The following is a 25596-nucleotide window of genomic DNA, read 5'->3' as shown; positions in this document are numbered from 1 at the left end:
AGATTTATCACATATAATGAGCTTGTGCTGTATTTAATTTGGCAAATATGCATTATTTGACTTTTAACCCTTTTTCCTTGTCATAAGCGAGGGTGTAGGTCTTTCCCGCTCTGGTGTTGAGGCTTAAGGTATGAGAACCGTAGCGTAGCGTGCATTTACCGCCACTCTTAGCTTTGATAGTCGCTTCGCTTAATAGTCCGTTAGTCCAGTTCAAACCTACTTCAAAATTGCCACGAGCCATTAATCCGCTTACGCTACCGGTGCTCCATGCATCGGGAAGGGCAGGGAGTAGATGGATGAATCCCATCTGACTTTGCAGCAACATCTCTGTGATTCCGGCTGTCCCACCGAAGTTTCCGTCTATTTGGAAAGGTGCGTGGGTGTCCCAAAGGTTGTCGAGTGTGCCATTTTTCAATAGGTTTCTATAGAGGGTATAAGCGTGATTACCATCGTGTAGACGTGCCCATTGATTCAGTTTCCATCCCATGCTCCAGCCCGTAGCGCCGTCGCCACGATGCTTCAAAACTACTTTGGCAGCTTTAGCCAGTTCGGGGGTAGTGATGGGCGAGATGGTATGACCGGGATGTAGTCCGAACAAATGATTGACATGGCGGTGATGATCGTCGGGATCATCGATGTCGGTAGACCACTCCATAATCTGTCCGTAACGTCCAATGCGATAAGGTGCGAGGTGTCGTAAGGCATTCTCCCACTCTTGGCGAGCCTTAGCGTCTACACCTAATACTTTGCTGGCTGCGATGGCATCGGTCAAAATCTCACGAATAACGGCATGAGAGAAGGTGGCACCTTGGTCTACTGGACCGTGTTCGGGCGATGTAGAAGGAGCTGCTGTGTACACTCCGTCGGCGCGTTTCCATAGATAATCCACGGCAAAGTCGGCACTTCCTTTCATCAGTGGATAACCCGTGGTGCGCAAGAAGTTCTTGTCGCGAGTGAAATCGTAGTACTCCCACAGATGTGTAGCAAGCCATGGACCCGCCATGGGACACAAATTCCACTGCATTTGTTCATCGGAGAGGGGAGCGGTGAAGCCGAAGATGTTGGCCGAGATAGACGATGTCCAACCGCGAGCATTGTAATATGCCTTGGCTGTTACGGCTCCGGGCTTTGCCTGAGTCTTAATGAAATCGGTGAGCGGTTGGGCGCATTCAGCCAAATTGGCCTGTAACGAAGGCCAATAGTTCATTTGGATGTTGATGTTGTTGTGGTAGTCTACTCGCCACGGACCGTCTACATTGTTATGCCAAATGCCCTGTAGATTGGCAGGCAATGTACCCGGACGTGATGAGGCGATAAGCAGATAGCGACCGAACTGATAGTAGAGCTCTTCCAATCCGAAGTCGGCTTTGCCCTTACGATAGTTCTGTAGGCGCAGATTGGTGGGTAGAAGGTTCACGGCTTTATCTGGATTCAGTGTCAGCTGAACGCGGTTGAAGAGGGGCATATAATCGGCCGCGTGCTCCCTCAGCAGTTCATCGTAGCCTTTGGCTATGGCAGCTTGCATCCATTGTTGGGTGGTTGCGTCAGGGTCAACGCCTACATAAGCCTTGCGATTGGTGAAGTCCGGGTCGAAATTCATTTGATAATCGGTGTCTCCGGCGATGTAGAACGTCACTTCATCGGCTCCGTTTACACGTATCTTTCCGTCTGTCACGCTTACTTTTCCGCCCTTGGCCACGGCCTTGATGCGTACAGTGAAGCGCATTCCATTGTTGTCGAGTGCTGCCTGATAGACCACTCCGTCGGTGCCATCGGCCTGTATATGGCCTGTAGCTACAGGGTTCGGGGCATACGAGAATAGCAGGTTTTGCATACCGGGTTTATCAGCTTTCAGCTTCACCACCATGATGTTGGCAGGGTAGGAGATGAAAGATGTGCGCTGATAGTGGGTGCCGTCTTTCGTGAAACTAACCTTAGCCAGTGCTGAGTCGAGCGATAGTTCGCGACGATAATGGGTCATGCCTACTTCGCTTAGACCTGTCTCGATGTAGCATTCGCCCATGGTGGTAAAGTTTCCGAAGCGGAAATCCTCTTCTTCATTGGCTGAATATGCTGCCAGTCCGTTGAAGTTCTTGGCCGTAAGTTCTTCGGCTGTTTTCTGATCGCCACGTGTGAAAGCATCGCGAATGTCTTTGAGCACGTGAGCCGACTGTTTATTGACGTTCCAATAGTAGGCAGGTCCTTGCTTTACATTGGGACCGCCACGCCATAAACTCTTCTCGTTGAGCGTGAATCGCTCGGCCGAAACAGACCCCATTATATTGGCACCGAGGTTGCCATTACCGATAGGGAGGGAGCGCGATTCCCATTCTTGATCGGGATTGTGAATACCATCGCCGGCCGTTGTAGGCTTGTTCTCTTGGCTCCACATATCGGGATGCCCGCCATACCAAGCTGTTCGACCATTTAATGTGGATGGAGTATCGAACCATACCACCAAATTCGACAGTTGTGCCCGTATTGTGGTGGACGACAAGAGTAGGACTGCTCCGAGTATCAAACTTGATTTTTTCATGTTCTTATATCGTTTATATTATTGGTTATGCTTTGATGAAGATGCCTTGTTTGTACATCCAGCGAATGATGAGATACACAACGCCTACGTTGACAGTCGTGCCGACCACGGGATAGAAGTCGCCCAAATATTGTTCTAAACCGTAGAAGAGTGAGCCTGAGATGGATCTGAAGTTCATGTATTCTCCTAAAAAATAGGCTGCGAGCGAATTCATACCGTAGTATTTAAGCCATTGGGTGCCCTTGGTCCAACCGCGCATGTCGATGATATAGAAGAAAAGAGCCATGAGCAAGAAGCAGATTCCACCAGCAAACAGGGTCATTGAGCTAGACCAGATACGCTTGATGATGGGCAATATGGGACTCATGGCGAGTGCAGCAACAATCAATATGGTGCCCATGATGCAGAGTTTGCGGAGCTTTTGTTGTTGGGTGTCGCCCGATTTGAGGATGTATCCTGCCCAACAACCTAAGTAGACCGTTACGATGAAATTGAGACTGCTCAATACCCATGTGTAGTTGTAAGTACCGTTGAAGTTCCATGATGTGCCATCCCAATTCATGCCATCGCGGAAGACGCCCAGTACAGCCATGTCAATGGTATCGGCTATGTTGTGACCCATGCTGAAATCCATATCGCCCCAAATGGCAAACACAGCGATATAACCGATGAAACAGGCTGCAACGACGGCTATTTGTGTACGCTTGGAAGTGAGGACGAAAAGAAGGGCAGTCACGACATAACCCACAGCGATGCTCTGTAGCGTGTTGGAGAATAATTTAAATTGATGCCAATCGAGCGATAACAGGTTGCCTTGAACCACCATTCCGACGCCCCAGAGTATCAAGAAACGTTTCAGAAGTCGACGATAGAAAGTGCTGTCGGCTCCCTCTCGCTTCTGACGGGAGAATGCGAAAGGAATCGTAATGCCCGACATAAACATGAACAGTGGCATGATGATGTCCCAAAAGCTGAATCCGATCCATTCCACATGGGTGACTTGGCTGTTCAGAAATGCACCGAAAGTATCGTCGGCAGGGGCGGCAATTTCGAGGTAGTGATACAGTATTGGTTGAATTAACACGAGGCATGCCATATCGAAACCGCGGAGTATATCGAGCGATTGCAGGCGTTGAGGTTTATTGGTAGTTGTATTAGAATCCATGGTAGTATAATGTTCTCGTGACAAAGTTAAGTATTTTCCTTTATATTTATTTTGATTTGATAGAGGAAAATACTGTTTGCCGGTATATAATGTGTTCCTTATGATTTGTTGACCAATTTTGTTCCGATGTAGTAGAGACGATGTATACGGTCTTATATCGTTTAAATTGCTGATTAGTAATGTCGTCTGTTAGGGAGACGATAGTCCTCTCTGCTCTACAAAAGCCTTTTTTCAAGGGGAGGGGATAAAACTTATGAACTAAAAAACTCAAGAACTCAACTGACTGCAGCGTTGGGGCAGGCTTTCTGTTTCGTCTATTCAGTATTGCTGAAAAGGTGAGACAGTGATGCTGAGGTGCTGTTGCAGCAACCTCACCCCAACCCTCTCGTTTAAGTAGACAAGTTAACGTGTAGACAAGTAAACAAGGTTTTGCAGATGAAGATAGACAATGGTAGAGACGGAATGTGCTTCTTCTCCAGTGGGCAAGATAGTGTGTACTAGGGGTAACAGTATATTAAGCAGAACTCTTATCACTTCATTTTAGGGTGTTTCCCTTTGAATTAGGCGCAAAAAAGAGACGATGCAGGCATCGTCTCTACTCTTTAATGGTAGAATATTGCTACTGAACGAGCGTATAATGTGGTTTGTAGCAATGTTCTATATGCTTTCTTCTTAGAAGAATTTGGTCTCTGTACCCTCGATTTCGCTTAAGAGCAGGTTGGCCAAACGACTAGTTCCGAGGCGGAACCACTTGTTGGTGAGCCATTTTTCGCCTAGAACCTCTTTAACGATGCTGTAGTATATAATTGCATCCATGACGGTATTAATGCCGCCAGCGGGCTTTAAACCTATCTGTATGCCTGTTTGATCGTAGTATTCCTTAATGGCTTGACACATGACGTATACCGATTCGGGAGTAGCACTTACTTTCTCCTTGCCGGTAGAAGTCTTCACATAGTCGGCTCCAGAGTACATGGCAACGATGGCAGCCTTCTTGATATTAGAAGCAGTCTGCAGGTCGCCAGTCTCCAAGATGACCTTCATGGCATGGTCGCCACATACCTCTTTCAGTTCGCTAATCTCATCGGCTACGCCTTCATAGTCCTCACTGAGGAACTTACCTACAGGAAGTACGATATCAATCTCTGTGGCTCCGTCTTTCAATGCGAGTGAGGTTTCTATGGTCTTAACCTCGATAAACGTCTGAGAGTGGGGGAAATCGCCCGTTACGGTGGTTACTTCTACACCGTCTACTTCAAGAGATTCGCTGATGAGGCGGCAGAAGCGGGGATATGCTACGATGGTAGCTACGTGGGGAAGGTCGGGATAGGCTGTTGCAAACTGGTTGACTTTCTCCGTCATAGCGAGGATTTTCTCATCGGTATCGGTGGTGCTGAGTGATGTCAACTCAATGCTGCCGAAGAGGAATTTCTTCACGTCGAGGGTGTCGTTCTCATGAGCTTTCTCGGCAATAATCTTCTTGACAGCAGCGCTCACTTCCTGTTCGGTGATGTTGAAGTTATACTTTGCCAATACTTCATCATACTTGCTCTGCTCTTTGAAGATATGATGGTGCTCGTGATGATCGTGTTCGTGGTCGTGATGGTTGTGAACTGTGGGTTCAATGTCTTTAGTATATGCCATAATTTTGCTGGTTAATAGCCCCACCCCAAACCCTCCCTAAAAGGGGAGGGAGATGAAATGTGGACATTGTTATTGATGTTATTATAATTATTTGTTGCTACTGATTTGATAGTCCTTGATGTCTATCTTTGTCTCTTTTGGTCTTCTTCTTCATGCTTTTGCGGAACTCTTCGGCCAAATCAACACCGGTTTGGTTGGCTAGACAACAGAGCACCCAAAGAATATCGGCCATTTCTTCGCCTAAATTAGGCTTTTCGCCGGCTTTAAAGCTCTGGTCGCCATATACGCGAGCCATCACTCTCGCCAATTCGCCTACCTCTTCGGTGAGACAAGCCATGTTGGTGAGTTCGCTAAAATAGCGCACCCCATAGGTGTGAATCCACTCATCCACCTGTCGTTGAGCCTCACGAAGTCCGGTAATATCAGTGTTCTTATCTTCCATTTTGTCTATATTTATTTTAGAAAATAGTTTTGGAGAGTCCTCTTAAATATCTATTATTCCTTGTTCTTACTATCCATGCAAATGGTCACAGGACCGTCGTTGAGTAACTCTACTTTCATGTCTGCACCGAATTCCCCAGTTCCAATAGGGCGACCAAGCAGTGATTCCAGCTGCTTACAGAAGTACTCGTAGAGTGGTATACTGATGTTGTGAGGTGCCGCACGAAACCATGAGGGACGGTTCCCTTTTTTGTAACTGGCGAAGAGAGTGAACTGGCTGATAACCAATATATTTCCTCCTATGTCTTGGATGGAGCGATTCATGACGTGATCCTCATCATCGAAGACACGCAGGCCAATGACTTTCTTCGCTAACCAATCTGCATCTTCTTGAGTATCAGTGGATTCCACGCCTAATAAGATAAGATAGCCTTGCTCGATGGCAGACTTTACTTCTGAGTTAATAGTGACCGATGCGTGCTGCACACGTTGTATAACGATTCTCATAATGGCAAAGGTAAAGATTTTATTTTAGTCGGCCAACTTGTTGTTGAAATATTCGTTGATAATGGCAGCCTTGGCACTTCCGACCACAGTTGTCAATGTTTCCAGACTGGCTTCGCGTATCTTTTTGACGCTCTTGAACTCTTTGATAAGGGCTTCTTTGGTCTTCGGACCGATGCCTTTGATGTCGTCTAACTCGCTATGGAGAGCGTGTTTGCTGCGCTTGTCGCGGTGGAATGTGATGGCATAACGGTGTACTTCGTCTTGTATGCGTGTGAGGATGTGGAACAGTTCGGAATCAGTCTTCATACCTATCACTTTTGGCGGGAAACCATAGAGTAGCTCGTTGGTGCGATGGCGGTCGTCTTTAGCTAGTCCTGCAATGGGGATTTGGAGGTGTAATTCGTCCTCGACAATCTCGCGAACAACCTCCATTTGGCCTTTTCCACCGTCGGTTATAATGAGGTCGGGAAGTGGTGTTTTCTCTTCTATCATGCGACTATAACGACGGCGAACGACTTCTTGCATCGACGCATAATCGTCCGGTCCTGTGACGGTTCGGATGTTATATTTACGATAATCTTTCTTGGAGGGCTTCATTCCTTTGAATACGATGCATCCGGCAACGGCATCTGTACCGCTTATGTTGGAGTTGTCGAAGCACTCTATTTGGTAGGGGAGTTTGGGAAGTTGTAGCTTTTGCTGCAATTCTTTCATCAATCGAGTCTGTTTTTGTTCCGGATTGAGTTTCTCGGCTTGCTTGAGACGGTCAAATTTATACTGTTTACCATTCATCTCGGAAAGGTCTAGTAAGTGCTTCTTATCGCCTCGTTGAGGTACGAAAAACTCGGCTTCTTTGAGCTTCCATTCCATCTCAAAAGGTACGATAATTTCTTTGGCCGTGCTTCCGAAGCGCTCGCGAATCTCCGGAATAGCGGTGATAAGGAGCTCTTCGTCGCTTTCTTCGAGTTTACGTTTGTATTCGTAGGTGAAGCTTTGATTGATAGTGCCTTTTCTGACGTGGATATAATTGATAAAAGCATTGCGATTGTGGTCGTCGTCGATGATGGTAAATACGTCTACATCGTCTATTGTATGGCTTACAACCTCGCTCTTGGAGACGAATTCGTTGAGCAGTTGGTACTTGATTTTGAGGTCTTGAGCTACTTCAAATTTCATTAATTCGGCATTCTTCATCATCAGCTTGTAGAGCCATTTCCCTACCTCACGCGTGTTCCCTTTGAGAATTTCGCGTGCCTGATTCATGTTTTGCTGGTAGTCTTCGTAACTCTGTTTGCCTATACACGGAGCATCGCAATTATGGATATGATATTCCAGACAAGGCTTGTATTTATGGGCTGCAACACCCTCTTCGGTGATGGGCTGACGGCAAGTACGCGGTTTATATAGCTTTTTAATGAGGTCTAATACCGCATACATGCTGCTGATATGGGGAAAAGGACCGTAATAGGTGCCGTATTTGCGATTGATTTGCCGAGTTTTGAAGATGCGTGGGAAGTATTCGTTGGTAATGCAAATGCTGGGATACGTCTTTCCGTCCTTCAATAATACATTGTATTTAGGATTGTACTTCTTGATAAGACTGTTCTCAAGGAGTAGGGCGTCTTCTTCGGTGTTGACCACCGTGTAACTTATATCATGGATTTTGGAAACGAGAACTTTAGTCTTGAAGCGGTCCACTTCTTTGTGGAAGTAGGATGTGACACGTCTTTTGAGATTCTTGGCTTTCCCTACATATATAATAGTATGGGTGTCGTCATAGAATTGATAGCTCCCCGGCTTCTCCGGCATATTCAATACTATGTTCTTTAGGCGGTCTATCCTTTGTTTGTTCTCTTCCTTTGTCATGTGTTAACTCCTTTGTAGAGAAGGCTTTATATAATTAAAGTTTCACGTGAAACTTTAGTGAGTGATATTCCTTATTAAATAAAAAAAGCCCTCTCTTTGGGAGAGGACTGGGAAGTCGTTGTATTTAAATTTGTATCAAGGATGTGATTTCAATATCTTTATCAAAAGTATCTCTACCGTTCAAACCTTCGTTGGTGAGTTCGATAATGAAGTTGCAATAAATCTTCTTTGGATGGAATTTCTTGACGAGATCGCATGCTGCTTTCATCGTTCCACCAGTTGCAAGTAAGTCATCGTGTAGTAAGATAACATCATTTTCATTGATAGCATCCTTGTGAATCTCTATAGTATCGGTGCCATATTCCTTGTCGTAGCTCTCTTGTACGGTCTCACAGGGTAGCTTTCCGGGCTTACGGCATAGTACAACTCCTGCATTTAATCGGATCGCGACAGCTGTTGACATGACGAATCCGCGGCTTTCGATACCTACAATCTTTGTAATACCCTTGTCTTTGTAAAGGTCGTACATCTCATCGCTAATCTCTTTGAGACAGTCTGGACTTTTAAATAGGGTGGTGACATCGCGGAAATTGACACCTTTGATAGGCCAATTCGGAATGCAACGGAGGTTGTCTAATAGTAATTGGTTGTTCATTTTATTATTTAGTTTATATTATAATCGATTGTGTAATAGGTTGTTATGTTTCGTATATTTGTTGTTTTGTTTCACGTGAAACTTATCTTCCTAGGAGTATAAGCATTACATTGATGTCGCTGGGAGATACTCCCGGTATTCTACTCGCTTCCGCTAGAGTCTCGGGATCGATGCGTTCGAGTTTTTGTCTTCCCTCTGTACTAATCTCATGGAGTGCTTGGTAATTGAATCTTCCTTTTATCTTAATGTCTTCTAGACGATGCATCTTGTCGGCGACCATCCGCTCTCGCTCGATGTATCCTTTATATTTCATTTTAATTTCTGCCGATTCAACGATCTCTCCTTGGCGTTCGTCGATAGAATCAATAACTTCTTTTAGAGAAGGAATAATCTCCGATAGGTTGTTGAGAGATAGATGGGGACGTGCGATTAAATCAACTAATTTGCATCCGGCACGCAAAGGAGTCGTACCTAGTGTCTCTAGTTGTGTATTGATATCGCTCGCTTTGATAGGTAACTCTTCGCAAAAACGGATGATTTTATCGATTCCTTCTTTCTTTTTAAGCCACCAATCGTAACGTTCTCTAGTAGCTAATCCTAACTGGTAAGAACGTTTTGTGAGTCTTGCGTCAGCATCGTCTTGGCGTAATAGTATTCTGTATTCGGCACGAGAAGTGAACATGCGATAAGGCTCGTCAACGCCTTTGGTTGTCAAATCGTCGATTAATACGCCAATATATGACTCGTCTCGATGCATAATAAACGGTTCGTTACCGGCACATTTCAATGCCGCATTGATGCCGGCGACCAATCCTTGTCCTCCGGCTTCTTCATAACCTGTAGTACCGTTAACCTGTCCGGCAAAGAATAGACCATCAATAATCTTCGATTCTAACGAATGCTTGAGTTGTGTTGGATCGAAATAATCGTATTCGATGGCATATCCCGGACGGTAAATCTTGGCATCTCGCAGTGCAGGAATTTGATGGATGGCATTTAATTGTACATCCATAGGCATGCTGGACGAAAAACCGTTGAGATACATCTCGTTGGTGTCTTCTCCTTCGGGTTCTAAGAATAGGGGGTGTTGATCCTTGTCTGGGAATGTAACTAGCTTTGTTTCGATAGAAGGACAGTATCTTGGACCGGTGCTTTGAATCTGTCCGTTGAAGAGGGGAGAGTCTGCTAGTCCGCCACGAAGTACTTCGTGCGACTCAGGGGTGGTATAGCAAGTCCAGCATGGCAACTGTTTTAGCTGTCGATGTGGCCCCATATAACTAAATTGGTGGAAGTCTTGCTCACCATCTTGTATCTCCATGTCTTCGAAATGCACCGAACGTCGGTCGATTCTCACTGGAGTTCCAGTCTTCATACGTTCCGAACGGATGCCCCAACGAGTGATACTTTCTGTGAAATGTGGTACAGCAGGCTCGGCACATCGGCCTCCGGGATATTGGAATCTACCAATATGCATGAGCCCGTTGAGGAATGTTCCGGCAGTAACAACAACGCAACGAGCGCGGAATTCAACACCCCAAATGGTACGTACACCGATAGCCTGCCCATTCTCTACGAGTAACTCATCGGCTTGATCCTGCCAAATATCAAGGTTATCAGTGTGGTCTAGTATTTCTCTCCACTTCCAAATGAACTTTCCGCGATCGCATTGAGCACGCGGACTCCATACTGCCGGCCCCTTTCCTTGGTTCAACATACGAAACTGGACAGCTGTGGCGTCCGTCACATGTGCCATCTCTCCGCCGAGAGCGTCAATCTCACGTACTATTTGTCCTTTAGCGATTCCGCCTATAGCGGGATTACAACTCATCTGTGCAATCTTGTTCATGTCCATCGTGATGAGGCATGTCTTTGCTCCTAAGTTAGCTGATGCCACCGCAGCTTCGCACCCTGCGTGGCCTCCTCCAATCACAATGACGTCATACTGGAAGTTCATCCGTTCTTTTCCCTGAAATTTATAAGTTTTACAAAGGGTTACTATCAAGTGTAAGACGTGTCAAAAAATAGCCCCTCTTTGTTTTCCGCAAAAGTAGCAAATAAAATCCGATTTTTTATGAATTCCTTTTGATTAATCACTAAATTATAGTATTTTTGCAACCTACTATGTGGATATCTATACCTATATCAAAGTATCTAAGGCGACGTTTTATATCTGTGTAAAACATTGTCAATATGAGTTGTGGAAATATTTTCAATCAGTTAAATAATTAAATTTCAATCATTTATGTGGTTAATCAATTCATCTATTGGCAGGAAGGTTGTGATGTCTGTTACCGGCATCGCGTTGATCTTCTTCCTGACATTCCACTTGTGCATGAATATTGTGGCTCTGTTCTCTGGAGAGGGTTACAATACGATTTGTGAACTTCTGGGTGCTAACTGGTATGCCATTGTGGCTACGCTCGGTTTAGCAGCCTTGGCTGTGTTCCACATCGTTTATGCTTTCATCTTGACGGCACAGAATCGTCGTGCTCGTGGCGAAGAGCGTTATGCAGTAACTGCTCGTCCTGAAAAGGTAGAGTGGGCCAGCCAAAACATGTTGGTACTCGGTATCATCATTTTGTTGGGGCTGTTGCTGCACCTCTACAACTTCTGGTACAACATGATGTTTGCCGAACTTATCGGTACAGAGGCTCTCTATGGTCCTGCTGACGGATTTGCTTGGATTCAGGAAACATTTGCTAATCCTGTGTTCGTCGTTCTGTATGTCATTTGGATTGTAGCTATCTGGTTCCACTTGTCACACGGTTTCTGGAGCGCTATGCAGACTCTTGGTGTTAATGGCAAGATTTGGTTCAATCGTTGGAAGGTTTTCGGTTTGGTATATACTACCTTATTGATGCTCGGCTTCCTCGTTGTTGTATTGGCCTTTGCATTTGGTTGTGCTCCCAGTCTTTGTGCTGCGTAACCTATTAACTTTAAACTAATTCGATTATGGCTAAACTAATAGATTCTAGAATTCCCGAAGGCCCAGTGGCCGAGAAGTGGACCAATTATAAGGCTCACCAGCGTTTGGTGAACCCTAAGAATAAGTTGAAACTTGACGTTATCGTTGTTGGTACAGGCTTGGCTGGTGCCAGTGCTGCCGCTTCTCTTGGCGAGATGGGTTTCAATGTTTTGAACTTCTGTATCCAAGACTCTCCCCGTCGTGCGCACTCTATCGCTGCACAGGGAGGTATCAATGCCGCTAAGAACTACCAAAACGATGGTGACTCTATTTATCGTTTGTTCTATGATACAGTGAAAGGTGGCGACTATCGTGCTCGTGAGGCAAACGTTTATCGTCTTGCTGAAGTGTCAAACGACATCATCGACCAGTGTGTTGCTCAGGGTGTACCATTCGCTCGTGAATATGGTGGTATGTTAGCTAACCGTTCATTCGGTGGTGCTCAGGTGTCACGTACATTCTATGCTAAGGGTCAAACCGGTCAGCAGCTTCTTCTCGGTGCTTACTCCTCATTGAGTTGTCAGATAGAGAAGGGCAAGGTTAAGCTCTTCACACGTTACGAGATGGAAGACGTTGTCATCGTAGATGGTCGTGCTCGCGGTATTATAGCAAAGAATTTGATAACAGGTAAACTTGAAAGATTCTCAGCTAATGCTGTTGTTATCGCAACAGGTGGTTATGGTAATACCTATTTCTTGTCTACCAATGCTATGGGTTGCAATTGTACAGCTGCTATCCAGTGCTATCGTAAGGGTGCTTACATGGCCAATCCTTCTTACGTTCAGATTCACCCCACCTGTATTCCTGTACACGGTGACAAGCAGTCTAAGTTGACATTGATGTCTGAGTCTCTGCGTAACGACGGTCGTATTTGGGTTCCTAAGAAGCTCGAAGATGCTAAAGCATTGCAGGCAGGAACCAAGCAAGGATGGGAAATCCCCGAAGAAGAACGCGATTACTACTTGGAACGTCGCTATCCGGCATTCGGAAACCTTGTTCCTCGTGATGTTGCTTCGCGTGCAGCTAAGGAGCGTTGCGATAAGGGATTTGGTGTAAATAACACAGGCCTTGCCGTATTCCTCGACTTCTCTGAGTCTATCAACCGCCTAGGTTTGGACGAAATCATGCAGCGCTATGGTAACCTCTTCGAGATGTACGAAGAGATTAACGATGTATTCCCCGGCGATTTGGCTAATGAAATCAACGGTGTGAAGTACTACAAGCCAATGATGATTTATCCTGCTATCCACTATACGATGGGTGGTATCTGGGTAGATTACGAGCTCATGACTTCTATAACAGGTTTGTTTGCAATCGGTGAGTGTAACTTCTCAGACCACGGTGCTAACCGTTTGGGTGCATCTGCCCTGATGCAGGGATTGGCTGATGGTTACTTCGTATTGCCTTATACTATTCAGAACTACTTGGCCGATCAGGCAATTTGGCCTCGTCTGTCTACCGATCTGCCCGAATTTGTTGAGGCAGAGAAGAATGTCAACGACGAAATTGACCGCTTGATGGGTATTCAGGGTAAGCGTTCTGTAGACTCTATCCATAAGGAACTTGGCCACATCATGTGGGAGTACGTAGGTATGGGTCGTACAGCCGAAGGTTTGAAGACCGGTTTGGAGAAGATGAAAGAACTTCGAAAGGAATTCGATACCAACCTCTTCATCCCCGGAACCAAGGAAGGTTTGAACATCGAACTTGATAAAGCCATCCACTTGCGCGACTTCATTCTCATGGGTGAGTTGATTGCCAACGATGCTCTTTCTCGTAATGAGAGCTGCGGTGGTCACTTCCGCGAAGAGTACCAGACCGAAGAAGGCGAAGCTAAGCGCGACGATGAGAACTTCTTCTACGTAGGTTGTTGGGAATATCAAAGCGATGACCACACTGCTCCCGCGCTTCTCAAAGAGCCTTTGGAGTATGAGGCAATCAAGGTACAAACACGAAATTATAAAAATTAAGTTTTTATAAGTTGACGAGTAGACAAGTATACGAATTAACAAGTCTATAAGTATAAGAACTTACAAGTAGACAAGTTTATGAGTATATAAGTATATCTTTCAACGACGAGTTTGGAGAAAAAATGCGGTATAAAGCATGAGTAACCACAAAGAATTAATAGCTTGGCAAAAAGGTATTGCTCTAGTTAAAAGTATTTATGAGCTAACCAAGACATTCCCTAGGGAAGAAACGTTTGGTCTGAAGTCTCAAATGCAATGTGCTGCGGTATCAATCTCATCCAATATAGCTGAAGGCTATGGACGAATTTTTCCGAAAGAGCCTATTAACTTCTTGAATATAGCATTAGGATCGGCTGCAGAATTGGAAACACAGCTTATAATAAGTCGTGAACTTCGATATGTTTCTGAAGTTGAATATACCGAAATGTCGAAACAAAATAATGAGGTTATCTACATGTTGACAGCATTAGTAAAGAGCTTTCAGAAATGAATTCAAATTCTATACCGTCTTCATCATCATCTTGTTTGCTTGTTCACTCGTCTACTTGTCAACTAAAAAAATAACAAAATATGGCAAAGAATATTAGTTTCACAATCAAATATTGGCGTCAGAATGGTCCTACAGCCAAGGGACACTTCGATTCACGTGAAATGAAGGATATTCCTGACGATACATCATTCCTCGAAATGCTCGACATTCTTAACGAGGAATTGATAGAAGAAGGCCAAGAGCCTTTCGTTTTCGACCACGACTGCCGTGAGGGAATCTGCGGCATGTGCTCGCTTTATATCAACGGTGTTCCCCACGGAAAAACCGAGCGTGGCGCTACTACCTGCCAGCTCTACATGCGTCGCTTCAACGATGGCGACGTTATCACTGTAGAACCATGGCGTTCTGCTGGCTTCCCCGTTATTAAAGACTGTATGGTAGACCGTTCAGCTTTCGATAAAATTATTCAGGCCGGTGGCTATACGACCATTCGTACCGGACAGGCTCAGGATGCCAACGCTATCTTGATTCCGAAAGATAATGCCGATGAAGCCATGGATTGTGCTACATGTATCGGCTGTGGTGCGTGTGTAGCTGCTTGTAAAAACGGTTCTGCCATGCTGTTTGTAAGCTCTAAGGTCAGCCAGTTGGCATTGTTGCCACAAGGTCGTCCTGAGGCTGCTAAGCGTGCTAAGGCTATGATTGCACGCATGGACGAGCTGGGATTCGGTAACTGTACCAACACTCGTGCTTGCGAAGCCGTATGTCCTAAGAATGAAAGCATTGCCAATATCGCTCGCTTGAATCGCGAGTATATCGTAGCAAAGTTGGCTGATTAATAGCCCATTAACTATATTGAGCCTCCCAAGTCTGCCGGATTTGGGAGGCTTTTTTATTGCCCTTATTCCGCAAAATTCCCCACTCTTCACTTCTCACTCATAATTCGTCGGCTACTGCAGGGGCTTGGCAAGGAAACTGTCCCGCTTCTTCAGCAATACTGAAAAGCCTGAACAGCAATGCTGCATCGACCTTGCAGCGATTTGAGTTTCTAAGTTTTTGAGTTCTTTAGTTTTTTATTTATTATGAAAAGTGATGGGTTTATGTCCATAACTTACGTAGGATACCGTCGTAAAGCAGAAAAAGTTGTATATTTGTAGCAATCAAATAACAATTTATCTAAATATATGAACATCAAACATCTAATGTTGACACTGTTCGTTGCAGCCTCCGCGGTGGTGGGCAAGGCGGATAATGTCTACACCATTTATCCTGTTACGCACAGTCAGAAAGCGATGGCAGGAACGGTATCTTTTACGAACAAAGTGTATATCATGGCCGATGAGGGTATTGATAAGACCACGATTGAGCGGGCAAAGGGCGTTCTTGCCGACAAAGGATTAAAGGCCGTTGAAAGCAAGAAGGTTCCCGTAGGCTTCTCTGTGGTTTATCTTGGCGTGAACAATGCTAAGGGGTATGCCGACCGTATGGCTAAGAAGTTCAAGGTAGACCGTAAGGTACTTACCGCCAAAGGTAAGTTCGACCGTCATATTCTCGTGCTGACTGGGGACGTCAAGAAGCGTGCTAACGTGTTGATTTTGGGCGAAAATACCGATGCTACGTTCTGTGGACTGGCCTCATTGGAGCAGATACTGGACCGTGGAACAAAGAATTTGCCTTGCGTTCGTATTGATGATTATGCCGATATACAGTATCGTGGCGTTATCGAGGGATACTATGGTGTGCCTTACAATGCCGATGTGACCAAGGATTTATTCCGTTTTATGGCACGTTATAAGATGAATACTTATATGTATGGTGCCAAGAGCGACCCTTATCATTCGCAGAAGTGGGGTGAGGCTTACCCCAAAAAGATTACCGAACAGCAGAAGTCTATCGGCTATCTGTCCGAGGATATGATGCGCGACATCGTGAATGTATCTCATCAGAACAAAGTAAACTTCATCTGGGCCATCCATCCGGGTAAGGCGTTTACCGACCCCAAGGAGTCGGCGGTAATTGATAAGATTATGCAGAAGTTTGAGTTGATGTACGGACTAGGTGTCCGTCAGTTCGGTGTTTTCGTCGATGACGTGGGCGTTCCGAGCGATGCTCCCACGCTCAAGCTCAATGCCGAGCGACTCACACAGGTGCAACAGGCTGTCGAAAACCGATGGAATCGCCATTATTCTGCGCCTGCCGACACGGTGAAACCGATTAACTTCGTACCCCAACTCTATGCTTACTCGTGGGTAAAGGAGGATAAACGCAAGAATTTCTTCAATGCTTTGGGCAACACACCGAAGCATGTGGTTGTCTATATCACAGGAGCCGCAGTGTGGACTGTTCCTAATTCCAAGGACTTGGAGATTGTTTCGGGCGAGCTGGGACGTGGACTTGCTTGGTGGTGGAACTATCCTTGCAACGACAACGATATGACCAAACTCTTTGTTCGCGACACTTATGGTAACTTTGCCGATGAAAAATGGATTGACAACAAAGCTACACTGCCTAAGGAATTGAAGGGTGCGAGTGCGCTTATCTCTAATCCTATGCAGCAAGGTGCAGCTTCCAAGATTGCTCTCTTCGGCGTGGGCGACTATGGATGGAACAATGCCGGATTTGATAACGAGGCCGATTTCAAAGCTGCTGTGCGTGCCGTGGTGGGGCAAGAGAAAGCTCCTGCTTTCGAATATCTCACGCAATATCTTCGTTATTATGACAATGAGCCGTTGGCATCGTTGGTCAACGACTATAAGCAGACGGGTGATAGCCATGCTTTAAAAGCCGAAATGACGAAGCTATTGGAGGCTTGTAGCAAGATAGATGTGATGGAAAAGTCTACTTGTGAGTCTGATAGTATATTCTATGCCGACATCCATCCATGGATGAATAAGGTGAGTGATATGGCTTATCTCACTCTTCAATTGCTTGAACAGATAGATATGCAGCCCTCTATGCGTAATGCTGTGGTGGTGAAGAAGTTGCAAAAGACGGTGGCAGAGATAGAGCATAATGCTCATTATCAGTTCAACGTACTCAATGGAATGGGCGAAGAAATCGAGCTAAGTAGTCGTACGGCCGAGCCTGCCGCTAAGGTATTGCGCCCCTTTCTCGATTATTTGGCTGCGAAACTGAATTGATTCCGTACCACAAATGTGGTAATTTTATATCGTAATAGATAATATTCTGTTCGTTTCCTTGCCTCATTCGTATGTTCTCTCTACCTTTGTGTCATACAAAATGCAAGAATTAGAGAGTTATAAAAGAATAAGATAATGGAAATGAACAGAATAAAAAAAGTATTTTGAGTGGTTTTCGGACTGCTCATGGTAAGCAATATTGCCACAGCTCAACAGACTATATGGAACAACGATCCGGCTCATTCGCAGTTGGGGTTTGAGGTAAAACATACCAATGTCTCGCTTGTTCGTGGCAAGTTTGATAGTTTTCATATTATTGCAAAAACGTCGAAAGCCGACTATAGTGATGCTCAAATAAGTCTCACGGCACAGGTGAAAAGCATCAATACAGGCGTAGAAATGCGTGATAATCATTTGCGTACGGCCGACTTTTTTGATGTAGAGAAGTTTCCTACATTGACGTTTAAGAGCCACGACTCAAGAAGGTTAAGAAGATTCGTGGTCGCCTGACGGGTAATCTTACGATGCATGGAGTGACGCGTCCAGTAACGCTTGACGTCCAATTCTTCGGCATTATCACTAGTCCAATGACCAAGAAGTAGGTTGCCGGTTTCAGAATTACAGGTTCGGTAAATCGCTCTGATTTCGGTATTGCACCTCAATATCTTCCTGATTTCATTGGCAATACTATCTATATCACTGCCGATGTGGAGTTTAGTCCACAGGATTAAACAGGGTAGAGGGAGTGAATATATAAAAGATAATAAGTAAGATATTCTATAGAAATCCCCCGGAAGTTCGTAAAAGAGCTTTCGGGGAATTTCTTTTATAAGTGTTTGGCAACACTGTTTATAACGCAAAAGAGGACTACCTTGCGGTAATCCTCTTTGCGCTTCAAGATGGGCTTGAACCAACGACCCCCTGATTAACAGTCAGGTGCTCTAACCAACTGAGCTATTGAAGCTTGTTTTCTAATTGCGATGCAAAGGTATTGTGTTTTTTTGAAACTGCCAAACTTTTGGGAATAAAATTATTCGAGAAGTCTAAAATATGATAATTTTTATCTGTTTAGAGGGCTATACGGGTGGAATATCGTACTTTTGTAATTCAAATTTCAAGCATAAATAGTATGAAGAAAATACTTTCTCTCTTCTTGTTGCTAGCAACTCTCCCTGCAATGGCACAGAGTGGCAAGGAACATAACTTCGATGTGGCAAAGAATCTTGATGTATTCAATGTGCTCTACAAGAATCTAGACTTGCTCTACGTAGACACGCTTGATGCCAATACTGTCATCGGCAATGGTATCAATGCCATGCTTTCTTCGCTCGACCCTTATACAGAGTATTATCCGGAAGATAAGACCAAGGAATTTAAAACGGTTCTCACAGGTAAGTATGCGGGTATTGGTGCCATCATCAGCTATAATTTTAAATTGAAAAAGGTTGTTATCAACGAGCCTTATGAGGGGATGCCAGCTGCTGAAGCAGGCCTGAAGAAGGGGGATATCATCCTTTCTATTGACAATGAATCAATGGAAGGAAAAGCCAATGATTATGTAAGTAATCACCTCAGGGGTGAAGCCGGTACGAGTTTTATCCTTACATACAAGCGTCCGTCTACCAATAAAACGACGAAAGTGAAGATTACTCGTCGTGCCATTCAGATGCCGGCCGTGCCTTATTATGGCATGGTGACACCGAGTGTGGGGTACATCAATCTGAATTCATTCACCGAAAAGTGCTCCAAAGACGTACGTAAGGCGTTCATAGACCTTAAAGGTCAGGGCATGAAACAGTTGGTATTCGACCTCAGAGGCAACGGTGGTGGCCTGGAACAAGAGGCTGTGAACATCGTCAATCTCTTTGTGCCGAATGGCAAGGTCATCGTTTCTAATCGTGGTAAACAGAAATCGTCGAATCACGATTACCGCACAACGGTGGAACCACTTGATACCGTGATGCCCATCGTTGTATTGGTAGATGGTCACACAGCCAGCTCAAGCGAGATAACGAGCGGTGCATTGCAAGACCTCGACCGTGCCGTGATTATGGGTACACGTACCTATGGTAAAGGCCTTGTACAGATGACTCTCGAAATGCCGTACAACGGTATGATGAAGTTGACGACCAACAAATACTATATTCCCAGTGGTCGTTGTATCCAAGCTATCAACTATAATCGCAAGCGTGGTGAATATACCGAGCACATTCCCGACTCTTTGACAAAAGTCTTTTATACGGCCGGTGGGCGCGAAGTACGCGATGGTGGCGGCATCAAACCGGATGTAGAGGTGAAGCCAGATACCTTGTCAAACTTGACATTATACCTGTCTAACCGTAGCGGATATGCAGGTATTATCGACTCTACCGAACAAATGTTGACCTATGAACAGGAATATATCGCCAAACATCCGACTATTGCGCAACCCACTGAGTTCCAACTCTCAGAGCAAGACTGGCAAGATTTCCGTCAGCGTGTCATCAATAGCAAGTTCAGCTACGACCGTGAGAGCGAGAAATATCTGAAGAATTTGGTGAAACTAGCTAAGTTTGAAGGTTATTACGACGACGCTAAAGCCGACTTCGATAATTTGGAGAAGAAGCTTAGTCATAACATTGCGAAAGACTTGGATAAGAATAAAGCTGAATTGATGCAGGAACTTGGGCGCAACATCGTGTCGGCTTATTACTATCAGGCCGGCCAAATAAAGTTCAATCTTCGGTTTGATAAGACGATGAAAGAGGCGCTCCGATTGTTGAGTCAGCCCGATGAATATAATAAGATATTAAGGCCTAAGAAGTAATTAGGTCAGTATATAGAGACGGTAGACGCCTACCGTCTCTTTTTTATGCTTTTGGCAATGAAACGTTTATACATACTTTTAGTTCTCGGCATGGCGCTGCTGCCGTCCATTCATGCCCAGCGACCTGCACAGCAGTTGAAGATGGCGAAGACATTCAGTTGGGTTGGCACGTGGGCCACGGCTCCACAGTTTATCACGAAGAACAATATGTCGGAGAAAACCGAACTTACCAGCAAGTCGATTCGGCAGATAGTGCACGTGTCGCTGGGCGGAAACACGCTGCGACTACAGTTGTCTAACGCCTATAGTAAGAGCCCGTTGCAAATCAAGTCGGTCTATATAGCCAATTCCATCGACTCTTCGACCATTGATATTCATTCCGCTCGCTATCTGGAATTTGCTAAGAAGCGCAATGTTACCATCGCTCCGGGGCGTTCGGTGGTGTCGGATGCCGTACAATATAATCTGAAGCCCTTGCAGCGACTAGCTATAACCATTAACTATGGTGCAGCTTCCAAGGACATCACGTGGCATCCCGGTTCGCGCACGACGTCATATATCCTTAACGGAGCGTCCACACCTCGCACAAAATTTACCTATGCTGCCAAAGCCGATTACTGGTTTACCATTGATGCTATTGACGTCTATGGGGTGGAAAATGGCAGTATCGCCATTCTTGGGAACAGCATTACCGATGGCAGAGGCAGCACTACAAACCATCAAAATCGCTGGCCCGACATCATGAGCGAGCGATTGGGAGGGAAGTTTGGCGTGTTGAATCTGGGTATCGGAGGCAATGAGATTCTCGGATATGGGCTTGGCGACCCTGCTATCAAGCGTTTTAGTCGTGATATTATGGGGCAACGCGGTCTGAAAGCTGTTATCATTTTTGAAGGAACAAATGACATCGGGCATAGCCGAGGTAATAGCGAACAGGTGGCTGCGCAGATGATAGAGGCTTATGCCAAATTCGCTAAAGAGGTACATGCACGCGGTTTAAAGGTCTTTGGAGCTACCATTACGCCATTTAAGAACCATTCTTACTATACGCCATTCCATGAGGCTGCGCGTGAGACGGTGAACGAATGGATACGTACCACGAAAGACCTTGATGGCGTGATAGACTTCGATAGGCTGATGAGCGATCCGAAAGAGCCTCAAGCACTCATCCCCGAATGTCAGGAAGACTGGCTACATCCTAATGCCGAAGGCTATCGTCGCATGGGGCATTATGCTGCCGAACGAATGGCTGAGTTTGGCTTTTAAAATTTGATTTGCAATCTTGTCTCCAGTATCTTTACTTCGTTGTCGTCGTAACCGGCATGGTCGGTAGTGCGCGTATAAGATCCGCGAACACGCACCAATACGTATTTATTGATGTAGTAATTATAGGTCAGCGACCAGTCATTGCTTCTTCCGCCTCGTATGCCGGCCTTGTGGTCGGAGAGGTCGGTGTAGTTATACGCTGCCACCAGTTCCATATTTCCGCCCTCCGGTGTACTGATACATCCGTCATAGTTACTATATTGATAGGCATGCCCTTTGATAAGGTCGCGCACTGCTGCGTATACGCCACTTGCTTTGTATCTCGGTAGTGTGCCTTTGCGGTTGATATGTGTGTAGTAATACTGCGTCTCAAGGGCTAATCGGCCGTAAGCAGCCAATAGTTCTGGGGTGAATTTATAGAGCGTTTGTGCTTCGTTGATGGTGCGAGAAACGGCTTTCAACTTCGATATGCGGGTAGGGAAGTTGGCCGCTAAGGTATATTGCTTGTGGTTGAGGCTGTCTGTGCTGCTGTATTGTGGCGACATGACGGCAGCCGACATGCCCACTTGCAATATCTTTCCTGTTTCGTGGAGTGGGCGATATACTAGTCGTGTCATGGCTCCTACGCCTTGGTTGCCTAGTTTTCGGACGTTAGCTTCATGGCTTCTGTCTCCGAAAAGAAACTGAATGTACCTAAAAATCGTCCTTTGCTATGCGCGTACATGAGACCAAGGAGTCGGTCGCTGTCGAACGCCGATTCACATAAAGGTTCTTCCATCGAAATTTTGAACGACGTACTTGTAGCGCTTTGTAGTCCAAAGTGATGTACGAAGTAGCCTGCTTGTACCCAGTTGTTGAGGCCAAGCTGACGTTTTACGTATATATCTTTGATGCCTACTTTGTTGTAAGCAAACCCCATATCCACGACAGCAGCCCATTCTCCGTATTTCGCACTTACGCCCACGCGAGCGTCGGAGATGGCAAATCCGTCGTTTAACAGATTGTTTTCATGCTTGGCATCGAAGAGTTCGCCATCCATCAAGATGCGTCCGATGGGGCGTACTGTAAGTTTTGCTTCTTGCGCATGAGCGATATCAAGGGCTATACATACGGCGATTGCTGTTGTTAAAAGTCTGTTTTTCATTGCTTCTTATGATAGGAAAGTCTCTGTCAGAAATCTTTTATTATGAGGTCTTGTGTTGTACGAACTTCAAAATTATCACTTTTCTGCGATGTTACAAGCATTCCGAGCTGGCTATTGTCAATCTTCATAGGAATGTATTAAACTACATTGTCTATCTGTTTGATAATCAGTGTGTTGTAAAAGAGGCTCTTTTACGTTGCTGCCGAGCCGTAGCAGTATCGTTGAAAAGCCCATGCAGCGATGCTGAAGAGGCGGTGCAGGAGCCCCACCCCGAGCCACATGTTTTAGTAGACAAGTTAACGAGTAAACAAGTAGACAAGGTTTTGAGTTGACAAGTAGATGAGTTTAGGTTTTTAGTTTGTGAGTTCTTGAGTTTATAAGTTCTTTAGTTGTGGGACAGAAAAGGTCTATTTCTGTCTCCCTCTCCCTTTGGAGAGGGGTGGGGAGAGGTTTTTGTTGAGCCAGTTGTGCGACATGTCGCGTCCGTAGGGAGTTCAAGTAGTACAACTATCCTTTTACTGAATCACTTGTATTATGGGATAAGAATCATTGAACTAACCAAAGGTTTTGAATAAAGAACGGACAGGTATCGGGAAAAATCTGTAACTTTGTGGCATGACAGAAGATTTCGACATCAGAGAAGAGAGATTGTCCTCGGCAGAAAAGGACTTCGAGAATGCGCTCCGTCCCTTGCGTTTTGTTGACTTCAACGGTCAGCAGAAAGTGGTGGAGAACTTGGAAGTGTTTGTTGAAGCTGCCAAATACCGCAATGAACCGTTAGACCATACATTGCTCTACGGACCTCCGGGATTGGGAAAAACGACGCTGAGCAATATCATTGCTAACGAGTTGGGAGTGGGATTCAAGATTACAAGTGGGCCGGTTTTGGATAAACCGGGCGACTTGGCAGGCATCCTGACCTCGCTCGAACCTAACGATGTGCTGTTCATTGACGAGATTCATCGCTTGTCTCCTGTCGTTGAAGAGTATCTATATTCGGCCATGGAGGACTATCGCATTGATATAATGATAGACAAAGGTCCCTCGGCTCGAAGCATACAGATAGATTTAAATCCGTTTACACTGGTGGGTGCCACCACGCGCAGTGGTATGTTGACAGCTCCGTTGCGTGCCCGTTTCGGCATCAACATGCACTTGGAGTACTACGATCCGGAGACTTTGCAGATTATTATCAAGCGTTCGGCTCGATTATTGGACGTGCCTATAGAAGACGATGCAGCTGTGGAAATATCGCGTCGTTCGCGTGGTACGCCCCGTATTGCGAACTCGTTGCTGCGCCGTGTGCGCGATTTCGCTCAGGTCAAGGGCAACGGTACCATCACAAGCGATATAGCCCGACTGTCGCTCAGAGCTTTGAATATCGACCAGTATGGTCTGGACGAGATTGATAACAAGATATTGCTGACGATAATCGACAAATTCCGCGGTGGTCCGGTGGGCGTTTCGACCATTGCTACGGCTATCGGTGAGGATGCCGGAACGGTGGAAGACGTGTACGAACCTTTCTTAATCATGGAGGGATTTATCAAGCGGACGCCTCGCGGACGCATGGCTACACAACTTGCTTACAACCATTTGGGGCGCAATCCGTATCAAGGTGATATCATGTCACCGGGGTTGTTTGAATAGAACCTCACCCCCATCCCCTCTCCCAAAGAGAGGGGTGAAAAGTAGAGACCGATAAATGAAGTCGCTTCGTATCTCTGTTTTTTATCCCATATCTTGGGTTTACGGTTCTGGTTATTGATGCGATAGCACGTTTTTAAATAAATCCTTGCATTGTTCTAGAGAAACAGTTATATTTGTGCAATAGGAATAAGGAAATGGAGGAAAGATAATATGGAAGGAAGTTTGAATATAAAACTGAATGTCCCTCTTAGGGATATGTTTTTTTTAGATAAGGTTGCTAAGAGTAGAGGATGGCTTATAACTGCTGAAAAGAGTAGATCGGACAATGACTCTAAAGTTGAAATGGAAAAGAAATTAGAGCGTGTAGACAAGTTGTTTGGCATTTTTTCCAAGAGCAAAGTGGATGATTGGAAATCTGAAAAAGAAGATTTTCTAAGAAAGAAATACCTATGAGAGTTTTCTTAGATACTAATATCCTACTGGATTGCCTGCTAGAAAGAGGTCCTTTATCCAAGGACTCAAGGTTGTGTTTCAAGTCTTGTGTGGGTAAAGGTATTATCATGTTAATGTCCGATTTGTCCGTTGCTAATATTAATTATATTACTCGAAAAGATTATAATAGGGCGGAGTTTAACGCTGCAATATTGAAATTGACGGAATTTGTGGATATTGTAGAGGTCGGTTCCTCATATATATTAGAGGCTCTATACTTAGATTGGAAGGACTTTGAAGATTCTTTGCAGTATCTTTCTGCTATGCAAGCCCAAGCCGATTGTATAGTAACAAGGAATATAAAGGATTATGAAGCCTCCGCTTTAGAGGTGCTTACGCCTCATGATTTTATTTCGAAATATTTATGAGAACAGGAATATTCGTAGGGAGTTTCGATCCCTTTACCATTGGACATGATGATATTGTGCGACGTGCATTGCCACTCTTCGATCGAATTACGATAGGGGTGGGAGTGAATGAACGCAAGCAATACATGTATAGTGCGGATGTTCGGGTAAACACTATCAAGCAGATATATGCCAACGAGGCAAAGATAGAGGTGAAAGCATACAATGATTTGACGGTCGACTTTGCTCGTCGGGAGCAGGCTCAGTTCATTATTAAGGGCGTGAGAAGTCTGAAAGACTTTGAATATGAGCGTGAACAGGCCGATGTCAATAAGCAAATAGGAGATGTAGAGACCATTCTTCTCTATGCCGACCCGGCAAAGGCGAGCATCAGTTCGTCACTTGTGAGGGAGTTGATACACTTTGGGAAAGAGGTCTCAGACTTTATTCCCTTCCCTGAAGGAGGAGGAATGGAATAACATCATGGTAAATATAATAAAGCAATCAAGTCC

General features: G+C 45.2%; 23 protein-coding genes and 1 tRNA gene. 13 read left to right on the top strand and 11 right to left on the bottom strand.

Annotated features, from left to right (window positions below; translation table 11 throughout):
* Positions 1 to 52: 52 nt before the first annotated feature.
* The 8 genes from HMPREF0671_RS08040 to mnmG form a co-directional block, all read right to left on the bottom strand.
* Positions 53 to 2536, bottom strand: coding sequence for a glycoside hydrolase N-terminal domain-containing protein (locus tag HMPREF0671_RS08040; RefSeq protein ID WP_036899246.1), 2484 nt, complete (start codon positions 2534 to 2536; stop codon positions 53 to 55).
* Between the two features lie 25 nt (positions 2537 to 2561).
* Complete coding sequence (locus HMPREF0671_RS08035) at positions 2562 to 3701, bottom strand: acyltransferase family protein (RefSeq protein ID WP_036899244.1); 1140 nt, start codon at positions 3699 to 3701, stop codon at positions 2562 to 2564.
* A 672-nt stretch (positions 3702 to 4373) separates the two neighbouring features.
* Positions 4374 to 5345 (bottom strand): deoxyribose-phosphate aldolase, encoded by a 972-nt coding sequence (gene deoC / locus HMPREF0671_RS08030; protein WP_036899242.1) that lies wholly within the window; start codon positions 5343 to 5345, stop codon positions 4374 to 4376.
* Between the two features lie 97 nt (positions 5346 to 5442).
* Positions 5443 to 5787 (bottom strand): nucleotide pyrophosphohydrolase, encoded by a 345-nt coding sequence (locus HMPREF0671_RS08025; protein ID WP_036899241.1) that lies wholly within the window; start codon positions 5785 to 5787, stop codon positions 5443 to 5445.
* Between the two features lie 53 nt (positions 5788 to 5840).
* Positions 5841 to 6293, bottom strand: coding sequence for a D-aminoacyl-tRNA deacylase (dtd, locus tag HMPREF0671_RS08020; RefSeq protein WP_036899239.1), 453 nt, complete (start codon positions 6291 to 6293; stop codon positions 5841 to 5843).
* 24 nt (positions 6294 to 6317) lie between these two features.
* Positions 6318 to 8159 (bottom strand): excinuclease ABC subunit UvrC, encoded by a 1842-nt coding sequence (uvrC, locus tag HMPREF0671_RS08015; RefSeq protein ID WP_036899237.1) that lies wholly within the window; start codon positions 8157 to 8159, stop codon positions 6318 to 6320.
* Between the two features lie 124 nt (positions 8160 to 8283).
* Positions 8284 to 8814: an adenine phosphoribosyltransferase gene (locus HMPREF0671_RS08010; RefSeq protein ID WP_036899235.1), complete on the bottom strand. Its 531-nt coding sequence runs from the start codon at positions 8812 to 8814 to the stop codon at positions 8284 to 8286.
* An 82-nt stretch (positions 8815 to 8896) separates the two neighbouring features.
* Complete coding sequence (mnmG, locus tag HMPREF0671_RS08005; RefSeq protein WP_036899234.1) at positions 8897 to 10768, bottom strand: tRNA uridine-5-carboxymethylaminomethyl(34) synthesis enzyme MnmG; 1872 nt, start codon at positions 10766 to 10768, stop codon at positions 8897 to 8899.
* 288 nt (positions 10769 to 11056) lie between these two features.
* On the opposite strand from mnmG, the gene HMPREF0671_RS08000 reads away from it, so the two are divergent.
* The 7 genes from HMPREF0671_RS08000 to HMPREF0671_RS12590 all read left to right on the top strand — a co-directional run bounded on the left by HMPREF0671_RS08000 (position 11057) and on the right by HMPREF0671_RS12590 (position 17981).
* Entirely contained in the window at positions 11057 to 11740 is a 684-nt protein-coding gene (locus HMPREF0671_RS08000) for a fumarate reductase (protein WP_036899231.1), read from the top strand.
* 26 nt (positions 11741 to 11766) lie between these two features.
* Positions 11767 to 13749 (top strand): fumarate reductase/succinate dehydrogenase flavoprotein subunit, encoded by a 1983-nt coding sequence (locus HMPREF0671_RS07995; protein ID WP_036899229.1) that lies wholly within the window; start codon positions 11767 to 11769, stop codon positions 13747 to 13749.
* 136 nt (positions 13750 to 13885) lie between these two features.
* Positions 13886 to 14239, top strand: a complete 354-nt coding sequence (locus HMPREF0671_RS07990; RefSeq protein ID WP_036899227.1) for a four helix bundle protein — start codon at positions 13886 to 13888, stop codon at positions 14237 to 14239.
* An 80-nt stretch (positions 14240 to 14319) separates the two neighbouring features.
* The gene (locus HMPREF0671_RS07985) at positions 14320 to 15078 is read left to right on the top strand and encodes a succinate dehydrogenase/fumarate reductase iron-sulfur subunit (RefSeq protein WP_036899226.1); all 759 of its coding nucleotides are present in this window, start codon (positions 14320 to 14322) and stop codon (positions 15076 to 15078) included.
* Between the two features lie 345 nt (positions 15079 to 15423).
* A complete protein-coding gene (locus HMPREF0671_RS07980) occupies positions 15424 to 17379 on the top strand; it encodes a beta-N-acetylglucosaminidase domain-containing protein (protein WP_036899224.1) in 1956 nt (651 codons plus the stop codon).
* 168 nt (positions 17380 to 17547) lie between these two features.
* Complete coding sequence (locus tag HMPREF0671_RS07975; RefSeq protein ID WP_255347966.1) at positions 17548 to 17889, top strand: YceI family protein; 342 nt, start codon at positions 17548 to 17550, stop codon at positions 17887 to 17889.
* A 14-nt stretch (positions 17890 to 17903) separates the two neighbouring features.
* Positions 17904 to 17981 carry a hypothetical protein gene (locus tag HMPREF0671_RS12590; RefSeq protein WP_369793966.1) on the top strand — a complete coding sequence of 26 codons (78 nt, stop codon included), beginning with the start codon at positions 17904 to 17906 and terminating at the stop codon, positions 17979 to 17981.
* Positions 17982 to 18269: 288 nt separating this feature from the next.
* Here the strand turns inward: HMPREF0671_RS12590 and HMPREF0671_RS07970 are convergent.
* A tRNA-Asn gene (locus HMPREF0671_RS07970) sits at positions 18270 to 18343 on the bottom strand.
* A gap of 165 nt (positions 18344 to 18508) precedes the next feature.
* On the opposite strand from HMPREF0671_RS07970, the gene HMPREF0671_RS07965 reads away from it, so the two are divergent.
* Together HMPREF0671_RS07965 and HMPREF0671_RS07960 are read left to right on the top strand one after the other, a co-directional pair.
* Complete coding sequence (locus HMPREF0671_RS07965) at positions 18509 to 20185, top strand: S41 family peptidase (protein WP_036899222.1); 1677 nt, start codon at positions 18509 to 18511, stop codon at positions 20183 to 20185.
* Between the two features lie 57 nt (positions 20186 to 20242).
* On the top strand, positions 20243 to 21451 hold the full coding sequence (locus HMPREF0671_RS07960; RefSeq protein ID WP_036899267.1) for an SGNH/GDSL hydrolase family protein: 1209 nt from the start codon (positions 20243 to 20245) through the stop codon (positions 21449 to 21451).
* On the opposite strand, the gene HMPREF0671_RS12540 is transcribed toward HMPREF0671_RS07960, so the two are convergent.
* Positions 21448 to 22068, bottom strand: a complete 621-nt coding sequence (locus HMPREF0671_RS12540) for a porin (protein ID WP_232223183.1) — start codon at positions 22066 to 22068, stop codon at positions 21448 to 21450. The two genes, HMPREF0671_RS07960 and HMPREF0671_RS12540, sit on opposite strands and share 4 nt — an antisense overlap.
* Positions 22069 to 22088: 20 nt before the next feature.
* Positions 22089 to 22595, bottom strand: coding sequence for a hypothetical protein (locus HMPREF0671_RS12535; protein ID WP_232223182.1), 507 nt, complete (start codon positions 22593 to 22595; stop codon positions 22089 to 22091).
* A 615-nt stretch (positions 22596 to 23210) separates the two neighbouring features.
* Between HMPREF0671_RS12535 and ruvB the strand changes: the two genes are divergently transcribed.
* From ruvB to coaD, 4 genes are all read left to right on the top strand, one after another.
* Complete coding sequence (gene ruvB / locus HMPREF0671_RS07945; RefSeq protein ID WP_036899218.1) at positions 23211 to 24245, top strand: Holliday junction branch migration DNA helicase RuvB; 1035 nt, start codon at positions 23211 to 23213, stop codon at positions 24243 to 24245.
* Between the two features lie 210 nt (positions 24246 to 24455).
* Positions 24456 to 24698, top strand: coding sequence for a hypothetical protein (locus HMPREF0671_RS07940; protein WP_036899216.1), 243 nt, complete (start codon positions 24456 to 24458; stop codon positions 24696 to 24698).
* On the top strand, positions 24695 to 25105 hold the full coding sequence (locus HMPREF0671_RS07935) for a PIN domain-containing protein (RefSeq protein ID WP_036899214.1): 411 nt from the start codon (positions 24695 to 24697) through the stop codon (positions 25103 to 25105). Before HMPREF0671_RS07940 ends, HMPREF0671_RS07935 begins: the two co-directional genes overlap by 4 nt.
* The gene (gene coaD, locus HMPREF0671_RS07930) at positions 25102 to 25563 is read left to right on the top strand and encodes a pantetheine-phosphate adenylyltransferase (RefSeq protein ID WP_036899211.1); all 462 of its coding nucleotides are present in this window, start codon (positions 25102 to 25104) and stop codon (positions 25561 to 25563) included. The genes HMPREF0671_RS07935 and coaD overlap by 4 nt, the downstream gene beginning before the upstream one ends.
* Positions 25564 to 25596: the final 33 nt, after the last annotated feature.

This window comes from Prevotella sp. S7 MS 2 (genome assembly GCF_000762865.1).
GTDB lineage: Bacteria > Bacteroidota > Bacteroidia > Bacteroidales > Bacteroidaceae > Prevotella.
Note: the sequence above shows the minus strand (reverse complement) of the source record. Positions and strands in the feature narration are given on the sequence as shown.

What these genes read in the sequence shown, in the direction of transcription:
- HMPREF0671_RS08040 (WP_036899246.1), bottom strand. Translation starts at nt 2,536, where the DNA reads ATGAAAAAATCAAGTTTGATACTCGGAGCAGTCCTACTCTTGTCGTCC.
- HMPREF0671_RS08035 (WP_036899244.1), bottom strand. Translation starts at nt 3,701, where the DNA reads ATGGATTCTAATACAACTACCAATAAACCTCAACGCCTGCAATCGCTC.
- deoC (WP_036899242.1), bottom strand. Translation starts at nt 5,345, where the DNA reads ATGGCATATACTAAAGACATTGAACCCACAGTTCACAACCATCACGAC.
- HMPREF0671_RS08025 (WP_036899241.1), bottom strand. Translation starts at nt 5,787, where the DNA reads ATGGAAGATAAGAACACTGATATTACCGGACTTCGTGAGGCTCAACGA.
- dtd (WP_036899239.1), bottom strand. Translation starts at nt 6,293, where the DNA reads ATGAGAATCGTTATACAACGTGTGCAGCACGCATCGGTCACTATTAAC.
- uvrC (WP_036899237.1), bottom strand. Translation starts at nt 8,159, where the DNA reads ATGACAAAGGAAGAGAACAAACAAAGGATAGACCGCCTAAAGAACATA.
- HMPREF0671_RS08010 (WP_036899235.1), bottom strand. Translation starts at nt 8,814, where the DNA reads ATGAACAACCAATTACTATTAGACAACCTCCGTTGCATTCCGAATTGG.
- mnmG (WP_036899234.1), bottom strand. Translation starts at nt 10,768, where the DNA reads ATGAACTTCCAGTATGACGTCATTGTGATTGGAGGAGGCCACGCAGGG.
- HMPREF0671_RS08000 (WP_036899231.1), top strand. Translation starts at nt 11,057, where the DNA reads ATGTGGTTAATCAATTCATCTATTGGCAGGAAGGTTGTGATGTCTGTT.
- HMPREF0671_RS07995 (WP_036899229.1), top strand. Translation starts at nt 11,767, where the DNA reads ATGGCTAAACTAATAGATTCTAGAATTCCCGAAGGCCCAGTGGCCGAG.
- HMPREF0671_RS07990 (WP_036899227.1), top strand. Translation starts at nt 13,886, where the DNA reads ATGAGTAACCACAAAGAATTAATAGCTTGGCAAAAAGGTATTGCTCTA.
- HMPREF0671_RS07985 (WP_036899226.1), top strand. Translation starts at nt 14,320, where the DNA reads ATGGCAAAGAATATTAGTTTCACAATCAAATATTGGCGTCAGAATGGT.
- HMPREF0671_RS07980 (WP_036899224.1), top strand. Translation starts at nt 15,424, where the DNA reads ATGAACATCAAACATCTAATGTTGACACTGTTCGTTGCAGCCTCCGCG.
- HMPREF0671_RS12590 (WP_369793966.1), top strand. Translation starts at nt 17,904, where the DNA reads ATGCATGGAGTGACGCGTCCAGTAACGCTTGACGTCCAATTCTTCGGC.
- HMPREF0671_RS07965 (WP_036899222.1), top strand. Translation starts at nt 18,509, where the DNA reads ATGAAGAAAATACTTTCTCTCTTCTTGTTGCTAGCAACTCTCCCTGCA.
- HMPREF0671_RS07960 (WP_036899267.1), top strand. Translation starts at nt 20,243, where the DNA reads ATGAAACGTTTATACATACTTTTAGTTCTCGGCATGGCGCTGCTGCCG.
- HMPREF0671_RS12540 (WP_232223183.1), bottom strand. Translation starts at nt 22,068, where the DNA reads ATGACACGACTAGTATATCGCCCACTCCACGAAACAGGAAAGATATTG.
- HMPREF0671_RS12535 (WP_232223182.1), bottom strand. Translation starts at nt 22,595, where the DNA reads ATGAAAAACAGACTTTTAACAACAGCAATCGCCGTATGTATAGCCCTT.
- ruvB (WP_036899218.1), top strand. Translation starts at nt 23,211, where the DNA reads ATGACAGAAGATTTCGACATCAGAGAAGAGAGATTGTCCTCGGCAGAA.
- HMPREF0671_RS07940 (WP_036899216.1), top strand. Translation starts at nt 24,456, where the DNA reads ATGGAAGGAAGTTTGAATATAAAACTGAATGTCCCTCTTAGGGATATG.
- HMPREF0671_RS07935 (WP_036899214.1), top strand. Translation starts at nt 24,695, where the DNA reads ATGAGAGTTTTCTTAGATACTAATATCCTACTGGATTGCCTGCTAGAA.
- coaD (WP_036899211.1), top strand. Translation starts at nt 25,102, where the DNA reads ATGAGAACAGGAATATTCGTAGGGAGTTTCGATCCCTTTACCATTGGA.